Raw genomic sequence first — 16,144 nt, forward strand, 5'->3', positions numbered from 1 at the left:
GCTGGCAGGTGTGTGTGTGCATTATATCTGAAGAAACACACCCCTCCACCCCTCTCAAGAGGGGAATCGCACATACCTCACCCCTATTTAATTAAAAAGAGACGCATGTGATGCGTCTCTACAAAAATCGTGGTAATCCCTTAATCCTGAAAATCAAAGTTCAGACAAACCTACAACCCATGCTGATCTATCAGGTATATAAACGCGGCCATACCGGCTGCACCTAATTGCAGTTCGCGTTTGTTTACGTTCTCAAAAACATCATTTGGGGTATGGTGAATGTCAAAATAACGCTGCGAATCAGGGCGGAAACCGATCAGGATAATACCCGGAAGTTTTTCCTTCAACGGCTCAATATCGGTACCGCTGCCACCTGCTACCAATTGGTCAACTTCATAAGGCTCCAACAGGGCTTTATACTTATCATTAACATTTTTAATAAAATCTTTTGATACGCCATCAAAGCTAAAACCACGCGGGGTAAACCCACCTTCATCAGTTTCAATAGCGGCAATGTGCTCTTCTTTGTTTTGTGCAGCCAGTTCGGCATATTTTAATCCGCCTTTATGGCCATTCTCCTCGTTCATGAAAAACACGGCACGTACGGAGTTTTTAGGGCGATAACCTATTGCTTTAAATATACGCAGCACCTCGGCCGATTGCATTACACCGGTACCATCGTCATGCGCGCCTTCGGCCAAATCCCATGAATCCAGGTGACCACCTACGCTGATAAATTTATTCGGATTTTCAGTGCCGGTCAGCTCGCCAATTACATTGTATGATAATACATCGGGCAGTAACTGGCAGCTTTGTTTAAAGTAAAATTTAACAAGTGGCAGTTTACGTAAGCGCAGCATATTGCTTAACTTATTGGCTGCTTTGGTTGATATAGCTGCTGCCGGTATAATTTTCACACCCTCGCCGGCAAGTGTTGCACCAGTGTGCGGATAATCATCAAGACTTTCGGTTAACGAACGTACAATAACGCCAACAGCACCATATTTGGCTGCTGCAGCGGGTCCCATAAAACGCTGGTCGCCTGCGGCGCCGTAGGCATGGCCGGTCTCAATAAAACGCGGATCGAACGGGCGGTTAAAGAAAACTATTTTCCCTTTTATCACGGCCTCGCCCAGCGTTTCCAGCTCTTTCAGGCTGCGTACTTCCACTACATTTGCAGTAATGCCTGTCGCCGGTGTAGCTATCGACATACCCAAAGCCGCGATAGGAACCGGGATGCGGGTTTTGCCATCAATAATGAAAGCCGTTTCCTTTGCACCCCTAACCCAATGCGGTACCATTACCTCCTGCAGGTACACTTTATCAAAGCCATAACTTTCCATTAATTTTTTACTCCATTCCACCGCCTTTTGCGCATTTGCAGAGCCGCTTAACCGCTGCCCAATATTTTTGCACAGGTAATGCAGGTTTTCATAAGCCTTGCCGTTTACCAGGGCTTCATCATAAATTTTACGGATGGTCAATGAATCCTGCGCATGGAGCAGGGTGGCCGTAAAGAGCACAGCCAGTAATAAGGTAATTTTCTTCATGAGTATATAAGTAAGATCAGTTTTAACAAATGTAATATTTTGGCAGAAAAAAGGATATATCAGGAGATCTTATCCCAGCTTAAACCAGCATTTTTTGTTTCAAAGGCATGGTGCAGCACCTGATTTTCGGGCAGGGCCAGTTGCGGGTCCTTTTCAAAAATATGTTCAACACATTTACGCACTTTGATCAGCAGTTCCTGATCGGTTGCCAGATTAGCCACCTTTAAATCGAGTACACCGCTTTGCTGCGTACCCTCCAAATTACCTGGACCACGCAGTTGCAGGTCGATCTCTGATATTTCAAAGCCGTTATTGGTTTTAACCATGGTATCCAGCCTTATTTTACCATCATGGCTTAACTTATGGCTGCTCATCAAAATACAGTAAGATTGCTCGGCACCGCGCCCTACCCGACCACGCAGCTGGTGCAATTGCGACAGCCCGAAACGCTCGGCATTTTCAATGATCATTACTGATGCATTGGGCACATTTACACCTACCTCAATTACGGTAGTGGCCACCATAATTTGCGTTTGGCCTTTGATAAAACGCTGCATTTCAAATTCTTTTTCGGCGGGTTTTAGTTTACCATGCACAATGCTGATCCTGTAGTCGGGCAAAGGAAACTCGCGGGACATCACTGCGATGCCATCCTCCAAATTTTTCAAATCGAGCTTTTCGCTTTCCTTTATCAGCGGATATACCACATAGATCTGCCTGCCCAGGGCAATTTCCTTTTTCATAAAGCCAAATACCCGCAGGCGCTGGTTTTCATAAAAATGGAGCGTTTGGATAGGTTTACGACCGGCTGGTAATTCATCAATTACAGAAACATCAAGATCACCATACAGCGTCATGGCCAGTGTGCGGGGTATGGGCGTGGCCGTCATAACCAGGATATGAGGTGGTATGGCATTTTTACGCCACAGCTTTGCCCTTTGTTCTACGCCAAAACGGTGTTGTTCATCAATCACCACAAAGCCCAGGTTTTTAAACTGCACCTTATCCTCAATAAGAGCATGGGTACCTATCAGTATTTTAAGTTCGCCACTTTCCAGCTTTTGGTGCAATACCTTTCTGACTTTTTGAGGCGTAGAACCTGTTAACAGGGCCACCTCAATAAAATCATCACCTACCAAACTTGATATGGTTTGATAATGCTGACTGGCCAATATTTCTGTAGGCGCCATAATACAAGTCTGGAAACCATTATCAACAGCTATGAGCATACTCATGAGGGCCACCACAGTTTTACCGCTGCCCACATCACCCTGCAACAAACGGTTCATTTGTATGCCACGCTGGGTATCCTGGCGTATCTCTTTTAAAACCCGTTTTTGCGGAGTAGTTAAGGTAAAGGGAAGTTTATGGTGATAAAAATCATTAAAGTAATGCCCAACGGTATTAAAAATATTGCCTTTAAACTTTTGGGTATGCAGTAATTTATTGCGTAATAATTTGAGCTGCAATAAAAACAGTTCTTCAAACTTTAGCCTCAGGATGGCCTCATTCAGCAAATTGGCATCAGCAGGAAAATGGATATTGCGGTAAGCGCTGGCCCGGCCAATCAGTTTAAACTGATTGATGATATACAGCGGCAAATTCTCGCGGATATCTTTGGCATGCTGATCAAGTAAACCCGAGGTGAGCTTTTGAATACCCTTACTGTCCAGCTGAAATTGCTTTAGTTTTTCGGTTGAGTTGTATACCGGTTGTAGCGTGGCATTGCCCTGCCGCTGCATGTTTGCCGGCGAATATGGCTCCATTTCGGGATGTGCCATTTGGGCTTGTCCGTTAAAAAAGCCGGGCTTGCCAAATACAATATAAACACTGCCGGGAATAATGGTTTTTTCGATCCAGTTGATGCCTTTAAACCACACCAATTCAAGCACACCTGTATCATCGCGGCTTTGAACTACCAGGCGTTTGGTATGCTTTTCGCCAACTATTTGTTTACTGATGATGCGGGTCAGCACCTGCACATAAGGCAAATCGGCCTGAATATCTTTTACTTTGTAGAAACGGGTGCGGTCAATATACCTGAAAGGGAAATGCCGTAAAAGATCTTCGAAATTTGCTAAAGCCAGTTCCTTTTTCAACACCTCGGCCCGGGATTGGCCTACACCTTTTAAATATACAAGTGGCGTTTGAAAAGGATCCATAGGTAAGCCCCTCTAAATCTCCCCTAAAGGGGAGACTTTTATAAGCATGTTGTTAAATTTTAGAACTTTTATTCAAAGCCCTCTCCTGAAGGAGAGGGTTGGGTGAGGCTCTTATTTTATCGCGATAACCGATATTTCCACATTAACACCCTTTGGCAATGCCGATACCTGTACCGTTTCGCGTGCAGGAAAATTGGCTGTGAAATATTTTCCGTACACATCGTTTACCTGACCAAAATTGCCCAGATCGGTTAAAAATATACTGGTTTTTACAATATTCTCAAAACCGATACCGGCCTCGGTTAAAATGGCTTTGATGTTTTCCATCACCATTACAGCTTCATCTGTTATACCTGTGGTTATGAGCTCGCCGGTAACCGGGTTAAGCGGTATCTGACCAGATACGAATACAAAGTTTCCGGCTATGGTGGCCTGGCTGTAAGGCCCTATAGGGGCTGGTGCGTTATTGGTGTTTATTATTGTCATCATTTTTTAAATATGAACACTTGTATCAGTTTATAAATGATCCCCGCCAAAAACATGAGGATAGCTAATGCATTAATGAAATGCATGATCCGCAGATTGATGTTTGTTGGCCTATTAGGATCTTTTTTTCTGAAGAAATACATGGTACAAAACTAATAAATTTTTGCCTCACCTAAATCCTCTCCAAAGGAGAGGACTTTTATATGCATGTTGAATAACAAATGTCATTTCGAACGATAGAGAGAAACTATCTCTTGAGCGATAGCGAAAAATCTTCGACAACTTTTCATGCGAACTTTGCACGGTGTACAAGATTTCTCACTCATACCTCGTATCGAAATGACATTTTCTGTTTAATAATGATTCTATACATCCTCTTCCTCTTCACTAACAATCCCCAAAATCTCATCGGCTTGTTTAAAATTGCTTTTAACAAAATGGCACCAGTCGCATTCTTTTTTGCCGCATCCGGTGTTAAAATCGTGTGCCATTATTTTTTGATAGGTAGTGGTGATCTGCTCGGTTACCGTTTCTATGTCCCCGGGGGTTATCACAAATTTTTCGCGGTGATATTCGCCCTCACTTACCGGTTCTACAAAATCAAATACGGTACTTACCACTTCCCAATCGTTAGTGCGGTCATGGTCAACCAGTATTTTATAAAATACCCCCTGGCGCCAGTAATCGCCTCCGTTAGGATTCTCATTGGTTGGGCGCAATAGTTTGTCTTTGGCATTCCTTAACTTACCGGTTTTATAGTCTACCACGGTTACATGCTTACCGTCAAACTCCATTTTGTCGAGGTTACCTTTTATAGGTACACCACCTATTTCAATGTTTTTTATGGTGCGCTCGGTAATGGCTACTTTATTCCAGTTGTTCACATTCTGCTCATAGTACAGCGGCAGTATCTTTTCGCCGTAGGCCACACGCAGTTTAAATTCTTCCTTCGTAAATGAATCCCTGTTACGGGCCATGTACCAGCGAAACTCATTCATAAACTGCTCAGTTGAAAGAAACTCATTGTCATTGTCTTTCAGCAGCCTGTAAGTTTTGTTAAGCGCCCAATGCACTGCCTGTCCAAACGTAGCCGACGGACTTTTACCCGACGGCACCCTGATTAAACATTGAAAATAAAACCGCAGCGGGCAATCGAGATAATTACTTAAATGCGTTACCGACAGGGTATAACTTTGCAGCAGCTGGTTAATGTAGTTTTTATCCAGCAATTCAACTTTTGGTTTATCGGCCTCGCTAAACTGGGTCATATAAAAACCAAGCATGGCCGTTTCCGTTACCTTTGGATATTGCACCTGCAAATCAGTACTGGCCAATATCTCTCCTACAAACTGACTCGCTTCCTGATCCTTTGCTTTTTTATCCTTATTGGCGTATGATATAGAAAGGTGCTGCTTAGCGCGGGTAATAGCTACATAAAACAAACGGCGTGCCTCTTCTTTTTGGGCAATATCATCTGATGTGGTTTGTGTTAAAGTATCGGGGTAGCTAAAACCAGAGTTGCGGCCTTTGCTGTCCCAGGTGCGTTTATCACAGCCTATAAAAAATACATGCTCAAACTCCAGCCCTTTGGAACCGTGCGCGGTTAAAAAGTTTACGCCGTTGTCTGAAAATATTACCTGGTTAAGATCCAGCCTGATGCCGTTCTTTTTCATCAAATCGATGGTTGCAATCAGGTCGGCCAGTTTAATTTCGGGATCCTTGCGACTTTCGTCCTTTAAAAAATCAAAAAAACTGGTGAGCATCTGCATGTGCCCGCCCTTATCCGTTTGCTGCATAATATAGCGCAGGATACCCATTTTGGCTATCACATCCTGAAAAAATGCCTGCAGCGTAGTACTTAAAGCCGATTTAAGCAGTTCATCAATATTGTTGAGGAGATATTTCATCTCTGCATTTTTTCCCGGATCAAACAGATCTGCTTGAGTAGGCAAGCGCATTTCATGAATATAACGGCGCAGAGATGTTTTAGGTTTATAGTTGTTGATAGTGCCGTAATTTTCTTTTGCTACCGCGATGCTTGCTTTAGCAATTTCAATTGGAGCTATGTTAAAGAAATCGTAATGCATGATCTCGAACAGCAGCTCATCACCACTATACGGCGAATCGATCTCCATGGCGAGGTAGCGCATAATATTGATGATCTTTTCGCCAAATGGTTGGGTCAGGATATCAATTTTGCGTTTGGTGTTCACGGCTATCTTTTGAATATCGAGGTATTTTATCATTTCCTCAACCTGGCTGTGGTTACGGTATATCACCGCGATCTCGCCTGGCGGCGTGCCATTATCAATCAGTTGTTTTATTTGTGCCGATACATCAACCAATTCCTGATCGGGGTTTTCATACTCACGGATTACTGGTTCAACCGGCATTTCGGCAAAGCGAGGGTGTGATGCGCGCAGGTCCTTATCCAGCTTAAGCTGACTGGTTAAACGCTCGAAATTATTATTGATAAGCGCTTTTGAAATATCAAGGATATGCTGATTGGACCGGTAATTATGTTTCAACACTACCGTATGCAGCGTATCAACATAATCAGTAGCAAAATCAAGGATGTTTTTCATGTTGGCACCCTGAAACTTGAAGATAGACTGGTCATCATCGCCCACCACAAACACGTTAGGCACATCCCAATAATTCAACAAAAAGCGTAGCAGCTCATTTTGCGAACCGCTGGTATCCTGAAACTCATCCACCAAAATGTATTGGTAGCGTTCCTGGTATTTGCGCAATATCTCTTCATTATTACTAAAAGCCCGGAGCACCCAAATGATCATGTCGTCATAATCATAACGGCCGCGGGCCTTCATCTTGGTATCATAGTTTTTGTATTCACCTACAGCTGCCAACAACTTACTCATGGTTTCATGAGCAGCATCTATATCCTTCTGTTTGGGATCGCCTATTTTTATACCCGTTTTGGCATTTGCCCTTTTGTACACAAATTCCTCGCGGTTGGGGATATCATCAAGATATTCCTGAACCGCCCGCTCAATCATATCCGCATCCCAGTTCTCCCGTTTCATGGTCGAAAAGAGGTCTTTCAGGCGTTTAGTATCGTAATAAATATCTCCTGTAAAGCGCTTCAATAAATGCTCATTGTCAAAATCATCAACCAGTTCACGAAACAGCATTGCCGATTCCAGGTCAGACAATGATTCCAAATTCAGCTTGCCAAAATACTCCAGGTTTTCCTGGATGATCTCATTACAAAAAGCGTGGAAGGTATAAATGTTAATGCGGTAAGCATCAGGGCCAATAAATTCAAACAGGCGTTTGCGCATGGCCACCGCCCCGGCATCGGTATAGGTAAGGCACAAAATTTCGCTCGGCAGGGCATCGGTATCGGTCAATATTTTGCCTATACGGGCAGCCAGTATCTGTGTTTTCCCTGTACCCGGACCAGCCACCACCAAAACGGGGCCATCCATTTTATTAACAGCGGCCAGTTGTTCGGGATTTAACCCGGCTAAAGCCGCTTGAAATTTCTCGTTATATTTATTGAGGTTAGATTGCATAATTGTTTAGTAAAATTACGAAAAGCCAGTGGGAAGTCAACTGCTTATTGGCGAAGACTCACCCCGACGACGCTCCGCTTGTCGACCCTTTCTTCGGCTGCACCGGAAAGAGGGTTATTCAATATAATTTTGCCATGTTGAGCGACAGCGAAAAATCTTTTTGAACTAAGGATGCAGTATAATAGATGCTTCACTCCGTTCAGCATGACAAATCTGTTTTATCCCTCTTTACGCCAAAGGCGTAGAGAGGGATGGCGAGCGCAGCAAAGCCTAGTGTGAGTTTACTCTGCGACAAACATATCTACTGCATCCCCGTACCCGTAGGGAAAAACACGTTAACACTCACCGGTAATTTGCCGGTTGGCTTTAAGCTACCTGTGATCACTTTTGCCGCTGATTTTTGCAATTCAGGACTCATTTGGTAGCATACCAATAAAGCACTGCTTTTTTCGATGCCTGGCAAGCCAGCAATAGTGTAGGCATTTGCAAAAACACTCATTACGGTATTTTTACGCGAAGCCAGGTCGGCTATCATTAACCGAACATCGCTGCTGTAGTCCAGTTTGCTTTGCGGGCGAAGGCGCGTGTCATGCACGCCCACAATTACCTGGTTGTACTGTTTTAACCAGGTCAATATATTTCTAATTTCAATAGCCGGCGTGTTCTTATTAATCAGAAATAATCTGCAGTTGGGAAAACTTTTAGCCAGTTCCTGCTGAAAAACCGTGGGTGCATCTACGCCAATACTTACTATGGCGGTTTTTAAAAATGGATTAAGTTTTAACGCTGCCGAATTACCCTTCAACAGCGTTACCGAGGCATCGCTTAATTGCTGTACCAGTTCTTTTGCTGCCGGCCTGTTTAAATCTGCATTTAAATTTACGGGCGAAATGTTTTGACGGCTGTTAAGTCCGGCCCAGTATTTGGCGGCCAGCACTTTTTTTACTTTGGTCTGAAATTCTTCGGGGCTGATAAGATTTTTACGCAGCGCCCTGCGAATAAGCTTGATAGCACGGTCAGAGTTTTCTGACAGTTCAATAATATCGTTACCTGCCAAAAAGGCTTTTAGGTCGGCTTCGCCATTGGGGAAATATTTTGTAACCCCTTTCATTTCCATAGCATCAGATACTACCAGGCCCTTAAACCTCAGAGAATCTTTTAAAATACCCGTTACAATAGGACGCGACAGCGTAGATGGCAAATGTTTGGTGCTATCCAATGCGGGGATATTCATATGTGCTATCATTACCCCGCTGATGCCCTCATTGATGGCTTCGCGGAAAGGATACTCTTCGAGCGAATCCAACCTGGCGCGGCTGTAGGGCAACAGAGGCAGATCGAGATGCGAATCAACATTGGTATCGCCATGACCCGGAAAATGTTTGGCAGTGGTTAACAAACCGGCATCCTGCATTCCCTTAAAATAAGCTATGCCTTTTTTAGCCACATTATACATATTATCGCCAAAGGAGCGATAGTTGATCACCGGATTATTGGGGTTATTATTTACATCCATATCGGGCCCAAAGTTTATCTGGATGCCCAGCCTTTTAAAATCATAAGCAACCTGTTGCCCCATTTTGTATATCAGGTTATTATCCTGTATGGCGCCCAGTGTCATCTGATATGGGTATGATATAGTTGAGTCAAGGCGCATACCCAGGCCCCACTCGCCATCCATGGATATTAGTAAGGGCACTTCGGCCAGTTTTTGATATTTATTAACCAGGTTTGCCTGCCTGCCGGGTCCGCCCTGAAAAAATACCAGGCCACCAACTTGCTGGTCTTTTATCACTCTGGCAACAGAGTCTTCATACATCTTGCCTTTATTGGTGTGAGCCCTTATAAAAAACAATTGTGCCACTTTATGCCTGCGGCTTAAGCTTTTATAAACAGAATCGACCCAGTGATTTTTTGTATTTAAGCTTTGTATGTAGCTTTCCTTTTGTGCAAAAGCATTAACAGCAATAAAATTTAATGCAATAATTAGTATGCGGTAAAAACCGTTATTCAGTTTTGACATGGTACAAATGTATGTTTTACTCAGGGGCCAGACATTCAAATATTATAAAAATTAAACTGTTAATAAACCTTTGCTTTAATTTTTACTCTATGGATATAATAAAACAAACTAAATCAGGAAACCGAATGAGCAGGCTGTAAAACAAAACGCTCATGATAGTTTCGCTACCATTAAAAAACAATTAAAAAAATGAAAAAATTTATCTTTTTAGCGATATGCTTATTTACAGTTGGTACAGCAAGTGCACAAAGGTATTATGATGGCCCTGGTCAGAGGCCGCCACGCCGTTATGTAAGACATGAACATCGCAGACCGTATAATGACAATCAAGTTAAAGTGGGTTTTACCGCCGGCCTGAACGTCGCGAATTCGCTCGATGCTTATGATTCCCGTTTTAGCTCAAGCAGTATTGCAGCCTTCAATGTCGGGCTTACATTGGATGTTCCTGTTACTTATTCTTTTTCGTTCGCGCCTGAAGTATTATTTTCGCAAAAAGGCTTTAGTGCCGACCTTGAAAATGCCCATTTTACAGAACGTACCAATTATATTGACATTCCCTTGCTGGCAAAATTTAAGATTGTGCCTGGGTTTAATTTTTTAATTGGCCCTCAACTTACCTTTTTAACTTCGCAAAAAGACACTTACCGTGATTTTGGCACCAACGCTGAAACCCGTTATGATGGGCACGAAGGCGATCAAAGCTATGTTGCAGGTGTAGTAGGTGTTAGTTTTGATATTAACCGGAATGTAGAGATCAGGGGGCGTTACAACATTGACCTTTCCAGAAATAGTTCAAACGAAGCTGATCTGCCCGATTTCCGTAACCAGGTTTGGCRAATTGGGTTGGGATTTAAGTTTCAGTAAAAATATATTTCGAAAGTAAATTAACAAAATGCTGTAGCAACCCTACAGCATTTTGCGTATATAGCTGTTTAGCGTAACAAAAATGCTTTTTAAACGTTACCTTTTTAACTGTTAATTTATTTAATATACTTTACATTTACCCCTATAAATGATCTCAGTAATTATATGTTCTGCGAATAAAACCCTGCTAAACCAGGTAAGCGAAAACATCGCGGCAACAATTGGTGTACCTTACGAAATAATTGCTACCGACAACAGTTCAGGCGAGCAGGGTATTTGTTCTGTTTACAATAAGGGGATCTTAAAAGCCCAGTATGATACCCTATGCTTTATGCATGAAGATGTGCTCATTAAAACTAATAACTGGGGCAAGGTTATCTTAAATATCTTTAAAGATCCCAGCCTGGGTTTATTAGGCGTTATTGGAAGTTCATATAAACCCATGACCCCTTCGGGATGGGGAGGTTTAGGACCAAACACTTATTACAGCAATCTGATACAACATAATAAACACTCAAACAAGCCAACTGAGCATATTTTCAGAAATCCTAATAATGAAAAACTTGCGCAGGTAGCCTGTGTTGATGGGGTTTGGCTATGCACCACCAAAAAAATAGCAAGCGAGTTTATGTTTGATGAGATAAACTTTACCGGGTTTCATGTTTATGACCTTGACCTGTCATTATCTATTGGGCAAAAATATAAAGTGGCTGTTACCTATGAAGTTTTAATTGAACATTTTTCTGAAGGTAAATTTGATAAAAACTGGATGCTGGATACTATTAAGCTTCATGAAAAATGGAACAAGGTGCTTCCTGTAAATCACGAAAACTTAACCCGTGAGCAAGTAATATATTCAGAAAAAGCCACCTTTAAACATTTTATAAAATTGCTTTCGTCCTTAAATCTTCCGTTAAGCCATGCCAGCAAAATATTAAGAATGAATAACAGGTATTTTAATCTTGACTTTAAACTTTTTTTTAAACTGCGTTATTATATAATATTAAGGTATCTGAATATTTCGAAAGTTAAAAGACCAGGTTAAATTCACCTTGATAATCTTTTTATTCCTCATTAAATGTCTGCATATCTATCAGTTTTTTATACAAACCGTTGTTTTGCAGCAATTCCTGATGTGATCCCTGCTCAACAACACTGCCCTTTTCCAATACAATAATAAGATCGGCATTTTGTATAGTGCTCAAGCGGTGAGCTATGATCAAAGAAGTTCGGTTTTTCATCAGGTTGTTCAATGCATCCTGAACCAGTTTTTCTGATTCGGTATCCAATGCTGATGTAGCCTCATCAAGCAGCATAATAGGCGGATTATTCAATACTGCCCTGGCAATACAGATCCTTTGGCGTTGCCCGCCTGAAAGTTTTGTACCCCTGTCGCCTGTATTGGTTTGATAGCCTTTATCAGTTTCCATGATAAAATTATGCGCATTAGCAATACGGGCAGCAGCTTCAACCTGCTCATGTGTTACCCCGGTTTTACCAAAGGCAATGTTGTTAAATATAGTATCATTAAACAATATCGACTCCTGGTTCACAATGCCCATAAGCCCCCTTAATGATTCCATAGTAACTGATTGAATATTCCTGCCATCAATATATATTGAGCCTGCCTGCGGTTCAATAAAACGGGGCAGTAAATCCATCAGGGTTGATTTTCCTCCGCCCGATGGGCCAACCAACGCAACAGTTTTACCTTTTGGTATTACGAGATTAAGGTTCTTAAGTACAGATTTATCAACTTCAGCAGCAGCGGGAACATCGTTTGCAGACGGTTTATCCTTATAGGCAAAATATACATTCTCAAACCGTACACTATCTTTAAAGTCATTAATTACAACAGCATCCGGGGCGTCAACTATTAACGGTTTTTCATCAATAAGAGCCAATACACGCTCGCCGGCGGCAATACCCGAGTGGATATTACTAAATGAATCGGATATGGCCTTAGCGGGCCTCATAATCTGCGAAAACATGGCAATGTACACGATAAAATTATCGGCTGATAAGGTACCAGTACCGTTAATAATCAATGAACCGCCATATAATACAATACCAGCCACCATTAAAACCCCTAAAAACTCCGATACAGGTGAGGCCATTTGCTGTCTTCTGGCCATGGAACGGGTTATTCTTGAATATTCCCTGTTCTCATGATCAAATCTATTTTTTATAAATGACACCGCGTTAAACGCTTTGATGATCTTTATCCCTGATAAAGCTTCGTCGAGGTTACTGATCATGTTACTGTAGGTTTGCTGCGACTCGGTAGCCTGCTCTTTAAGCCGCTTAACTATCCTTGATATAACAAATGCCGAAATGGGAATGATCAGCATAGAAAACAACGTTAACTTGACCGATATAACAAATAAAAACACCAGGTAAGTTAATAGTTGAAAAGGCTCTTTAAACGCAACCTGCAGTGTACCGGTAACCGAGAACTGTACCACCTGCACATCGGCTGATATTTTTGAAAGGATATCTCCCTTACGTTCATTATTAAAATAACCCAGGTGCAGGTTCATTACGTTATTAAAAACTGTTTTCCTGAGGTTAAGCAAAGTATAAATCCGCAGGTTTTCCATAATGCGCTGCGAAAAATATCTGAATAAATTGCTTAGCAACACTGATACAACAATAGCAACACAAACAAACTTTAAAGCACCCAGTGAGCCATAATGCTGATTGGCTGTGTAAGCAAAATAATTAAAATCCTTTAAAGGGTCCCACCAGCTGGCAGGCTTGCTTATCACCTCGGCAGTAGCCGGGTTAAAAATTGTTTTTAATAACGGTGCCAGCAGCGCAAGGTTAAGCGTATTAAATATTACCGAAAATAAAGTTAATATAAAGTACGGAACGGCAAATTTCCCTATTGGCCTGGCAAAAGAAAGAAGTCTGAAATAAGTCTTCATTAAAATATTTATAAAGATGCAAAGCTAACAGTAATTTAATTTATGTGCCGGTTTATAATATCAGGGTCTATTTAATTTGAATTTTATTTCTTCGGCGGTTTTAATAACTCTCCTGAATAACCGGGTATTGAACATCATATTCCAAAATGCCGACCCTGATAAATAAAACCTGGCAATGGTAGTATTAACATACCGGCCCTTCATAAACCGGGTATATTTAGCTTTCACCCGGTTTAATATATCATAATATGAGTTATCTGCATTTCCAGTACTCTTGTGAACGAGTAAAAAATCTATCACGTAGGCCGAGTATCCCAATAACCTGGCAACGGTACACAGATCCAGGCCATATAAATGATAGCCCCCTATATCGCCCGATAGTGCAAGATTAGCACTGTTTTTAACCAGCATAAAATTTTCGTCAAGGCTGCCTACTTTTTGAGGAACGGTTCCCTGTATATCAATAAAACCACCGGGGTAAGCTACTTTTATAGCCATGCGTTTATAAAGCCGGTCGGCCCCGCCGGCATTCCCAAGGATCCCCCAGGTGGGATCAAGGCTGGTAATTTCTGCAATCTGTTGCTCAAGCAGTTGCTTACTATCTTTATTAATAAGCAAAATATCCTGATGGCATATAATAATATACTCGCCGCTTGCCGCCTGCAGAAATGAATTAATACCCTGATAGGCATCCATCCGGTTAAATTCGCTGTTATCAACAACAAGATACTCGCAGATATCTGTGGTAAAACCAGCATTTAAAAATGAATCCAGCATCTCCTGGTATTCCTGCCTACGGGTTACCAGTGTGCAAACAGAATATCTGTACTTGTAAACCGGCTGTTCAATTTGTTTAATAAACTCAGGTAGCACGGTCATTTTTGTTGCATTTTAAAAGTTTGGTCAAGCACTTTAATAATACTTTCTTTAACAGTAATAAAGGGGATATATTGCCGCTTTGCAACAGCAGTGGTTATAAACTGTTGTTTATAGCTACGCATTGCCGGTATCTTTTTTATAAAAAGCAGGTATGCTTTATAATAATACAGCTTACCGCTTACCCATCTTACCAACAATGATAAAAATGTAATAACAGCCCACAAATATAAGCGTATGCCCTGCAGATGAAAATAATGCAGCAGCAACTTATTGCGTGTGCTTATGGTTTTGATGATCTTTTTTGAACTATGTGCCTTTATGGTAGCCGATACGGCGTGCCAGCATACGGCGCTATGTTCGTAATAACATTTCCATCCACTTTCCCAGGCCCTTAATGACAGATCAAGATCCTCATGATAAAAAGGTGAAAATATTTCATTAAACCCGCCAAGCTCTACCAGTTTCTGCCGGTTTACCAGGGCGTTGGCTCCGCTTAAATAATAAGTATAAACATCGCCTTTACCATCAAAAGCTACGTTTTTAAAATGATTGATCTTGAATAATGAGCTGCGCGGGTATTTGCAAGCCTCAACAACTTCATCAGTAGCTTCATCACGTATCTGGCCCATTACCCCAAAGGTGCCGGCATGGGTAAAATATTTAAGCTGACCTGCAAAATAATCTTCGCTGAGCTTAATATCGCTGTTTAATAATAAAACCAGTTCGAGCTTAGCAACAGCTATTCCTTTATTTATATTGATTGAAAACCCACAATTCTTCTCACTCCTGATCAAAATAATTTCAGGATAATGCTGCAAAATAAAATCTGCACTATCATCTGCAGATGCATCATCTGGCACAATAACTTCATAGGTGCAATTACTWGCTTTAAGGGCAGCAAATACAAAAGGCAGATTTTTAGCTAACAGGTTTTTACCATTATAATTTGGTATAACTACAGATATGCCCGGATTAGTGCTGGTGTTTTGCATCAAATATAAATATGCTGATTATTTGCTCCACGTTTTAATTTTGTCGGCAACTTTGTCAATAGTTATACTATTTAAATCGCCGGCATTACTTTCCAGAAAATCGGCTCTTTTACCCAGTGGAGCCCATCTGCCCGGATGTATGGGCCTAAATGACGGGAACAATCCCAGGGTGTTGGTACCAGCTGCTGCAGCTATATGTAATGGTCCGGTTCCTGATGCAAGCAAACCATCTGCATTAAATATAAAGGCAATAAGTTCGGGCAAGGTCATTTTACCAGCCATATCCATTACATGGCCTGGCAGGGTCGTTATCCATTTATCCAATAACAGTTTTTCTTTTTCAGAGCCGGTTATAATGATGTTAAATTTATCAGAGGGTAGTTGATTTATCAGTTCCGCAAAGTTATCAAGCCCCCACTCCATGCCGCTACCATGCGATTTTGGGTGAAGGATCAGGTTAAATTTATCTTTAACAAGTTTATTTGCCAGTGGTTGGGGCAACTGTATTGTACGTTCAAAACTATAATGATCAATTACTTCCTGTAGTGATGGTGCGCCAATTAGTCCAAATGGTTTTAATAAAGCGAGATTTAGTTGCGCTTCATGCAGATCAGACTTTTTGCGACTAAGCCTAACCAGTTTATTACAGGTAAACCAATGATAAAGCCTGTTGGTGGTGCCAATTCTTAATTTAATACCCGCATTTCTGGCTATTGCAGCTA

12 protein-coding genes are annotated in these 16,144 nt (G+C 41.6%); 2 read left to right on the forward strand and 10 right to left on the reverse strand.

The window, feature by feature from the left end:
• Positions 1-170 precede the first annotated feature (170 nt).
• The 6 genes from AC1DRQ_RS12660 to AC1DRQ_RS12685 form a co-directional block, all read right to left on the reverse strand.
• Positions 171-1,550 (reverse strand): M20/M25/M40 family metallo-hydrolase, encoded by a 1,380-nt coding sequence (locus tag AC1DRQ_RS12660; RefSeq protein WP_477424846.1) that lies wholly within the window; start codon positions 1,548-1,550, stop codon positions 171-173.
• A gap of 59 nt (positions 1,551-1,609) precedes the next feature.
• A complete protein-coding gene (gene recG / locus AC1DRQ_RS12665) occupies positions 1,610-3,712 on the reverse strand; it encodes an ATP-dependent DNA helicase RecG (RefSeq protein WP_477424848.1) in 2,103 nt (700 codons plus the stop codon).
• A gap of 111 nt (positions 3,713-3,823) precedes the next feature.
• The gene (locus AC1DRQ_RS12670; RefSeq protein ID WP_477424850.1) at positions 3,824-4,201 is read right to left on the reverse strand and encodes a RidA family protein; all 378 of its coding nucleotides are present in this window, start codon (positions 4,199-4,201) and stop codon (positions 3,824-3,826) included.
• Positions 4,198-4,341, reverse strand: a complete 144-nt coding sequence (locus AC1DRQ_RS12675; protein WP_321562784.1) for a DUF6728 family protein — start codon at positions 4,339-4,341, stop codon at positions 4,198-4,200. The genes AC1DRQ_RS12670 and AC1DRQ_RS12675 overlap by 4 nt, the downstream gene beginning before the upstream one ends.
• Before the next feature lie 222 nt (positions 4,342-4,563).
• Positions 4,564-7,737: an ATP-dependent helicase gene (locus tag AC1DRQ_RS12680; protein ID WP_477424853.1), complete on the reverse strand. Its 3,174-nt coding sequence runs from the start codon at positions 7,735-7,737 to the stop codon at positions 4,564-4,566.
• A gap of 301 nt (positions 7,738-8,038) precedes the next feature.
• The gene (locus tag AC1DRQ_RS12685; RefSeq protein WP_477424855.1) at positions 8,039-9,760 is read right to left on the reverse strand and encodes a glycoside hydrolase family 3 protein; all 1,722 of its coding nucleotides are present in this window, start codon (positions 9,758-9,760) and stop codon (positions 8,039-8,041) included.
• 189 nt (positions 9,761-9,949) lie between these two features.
• On the opposite strand from AC1DRQ_RS12685, the gene AC1DRQ_RS12690 reads away from it, so the two are divergent.
• The gene (locus AC1DRQ_RS12690) at positions 9,950-10,624 is read left to right on the forward strand and encodes a porin family protein (RefSeq protein ID WP_477424857.1); all 675 of its coding nucleotides are present in this window, start codon (positions 9,950-9,952) and stop codon (positions 10,622-10,624) included.
• 148 nt (positions 10,625-10,772) lie between these two features.
• Positions 10,773-11,669: a glycosyltransferase gene (locus AC1DRQ_RS12695; RefSeq protein WP_477424859.1), complete on the forward strand. Its 897-nt coding sequence runs from the start codon at positions 10,773-10,775 to the stop codon at positions 11,667-11,669.
• A gap of 19 nt (positions 11,670-11,688) precedes the next feature.
• Here the strand turns inward: AC1DRQ_RS12695 and AC1DRQ_RS12700 are convergent, their stop codons facing one another.
• From AC1DRQ_RS12700 to AC1DRQ_RS12715, 4 genes are all read right to left on the reverse strand, one after another.
• Positions 11,689-13,551 (reverse strand): ABC transporter ATP-binding protein, encoded by a 1,863-nt coding sequence (locus tag AC1DRQ_RS12700; protein WP_429400293.1) that lies wholly within the window; start codon positions 13,549-13,551, stop codon positions 11,689-11,691.
• Positions 13,552-13,611: 60 nt separating this feature from the next.
• A complete protein-coding gene (locus AC1DRQ_RS12705; RefSeq protein ID WP_477424862.1) occupies positions 13,612-14,430 on the reverse strand; it encodes a hypothetical protein in 819 nt (272 codons plus the stop codon).
• Positions 14,427-15,422, reverse strand: coding sequence for a glycosyltransferase family 2 protein (locus tag AC1DRQ_RS12710; protein WP_477424864.1), 996 nt, complete (start codon positions 15,420-15,422; stop codon positions 14,427-14,429). The genes AC1DRQ_RS12705 and AC1DRQ_RS12710 overlap by 4 nt, the downstream gene beginning before the upstream one ends.
• Positions 15,423-15,440: 18 nt before the next feature.
• Positions 15,441-16,144 (reverse strand): glycosyltransferase family 9 protein (locus AC1DRQ_RS12715; protein ID WP_477424866.1); only part of this gene is annotated, 704 nt, incomplete at its 5' end.

Source organism: Mucilaginibacter sp. P4_E8 (assembly GCF_056401495.1).

What these genes read in the sequence shown, in the direction of transcription:
- AC1DRQ_RS12660 (WP_477424846.1), bottom strand. Translation starts at nt 1,550, where the DNA reads ATGAAGAAAATTACCTTATTACTGGCTGTGCTCTTTACGGCCACCCTG.
- recG (WP_477424848.1), bottom strand. Translation starts at nt 3,712, where the DNA reads ATGGATCCTTTTCAAACGCCACTTGTATATTTAAAAGGTGTAGGCCAA.
- AC1DRQ_RS12670 (WP_477424850.1), bottom strand. Translation starts at nt 4,201, where the DNA reads ATGATGACAATAATAAACACCAATAACGCACCAGCCCCTATAGGGCCT.
- AC1DRQ_RS12675 (WP_321562784.1), bottom strand. Translation starts at nt 4,341, where the DNA reads ATGTATTTCTTCAGAAAAAAAGATCCTAATAGGCCAACAAACATCAAT.
- AC1DRQ_RS12680 (WP_477424853.1), bottom strand. Translation starts at nt 7,737, where the DNA reads ATGCAATCTAACCTCAATAAATATAACGAGAAATTTCAAGCGGCTTTA.
- AC1DRQ_RS12685 (WP_477424855.1), bottom strand. Translation starts at nt 9,760, where the DNA reads ATGTCAAAACTGAATAACGGTTTTTACCGCATACTAATTATTGCATTA.
- AC1DRQ_RS12695 (WP_477424859.1), top strand. Translation starts at nt 10,773, where the DNA reads ATGATCTCAGTAATTATATGTTCTGCGAATAAAACCCTGCTAAACCAG.
- AC1DRQ_RS12700 (WP_429400293.1), bottom strand. Translation starts at nt 13,551, where the DNA reads ATGAAGACTTATTTCAGACTTCTTTCTTTTGCCAGGCCAATAGGGAAA.
- AC1DRQ_RS12705 (WP_477424862.1), bottom strand. Translation starts at nt 14,430, where the DNA reads ATGACCGTGCTACCTGAGTTTATTAAACAAATTGAACAGCCGGTTTAC.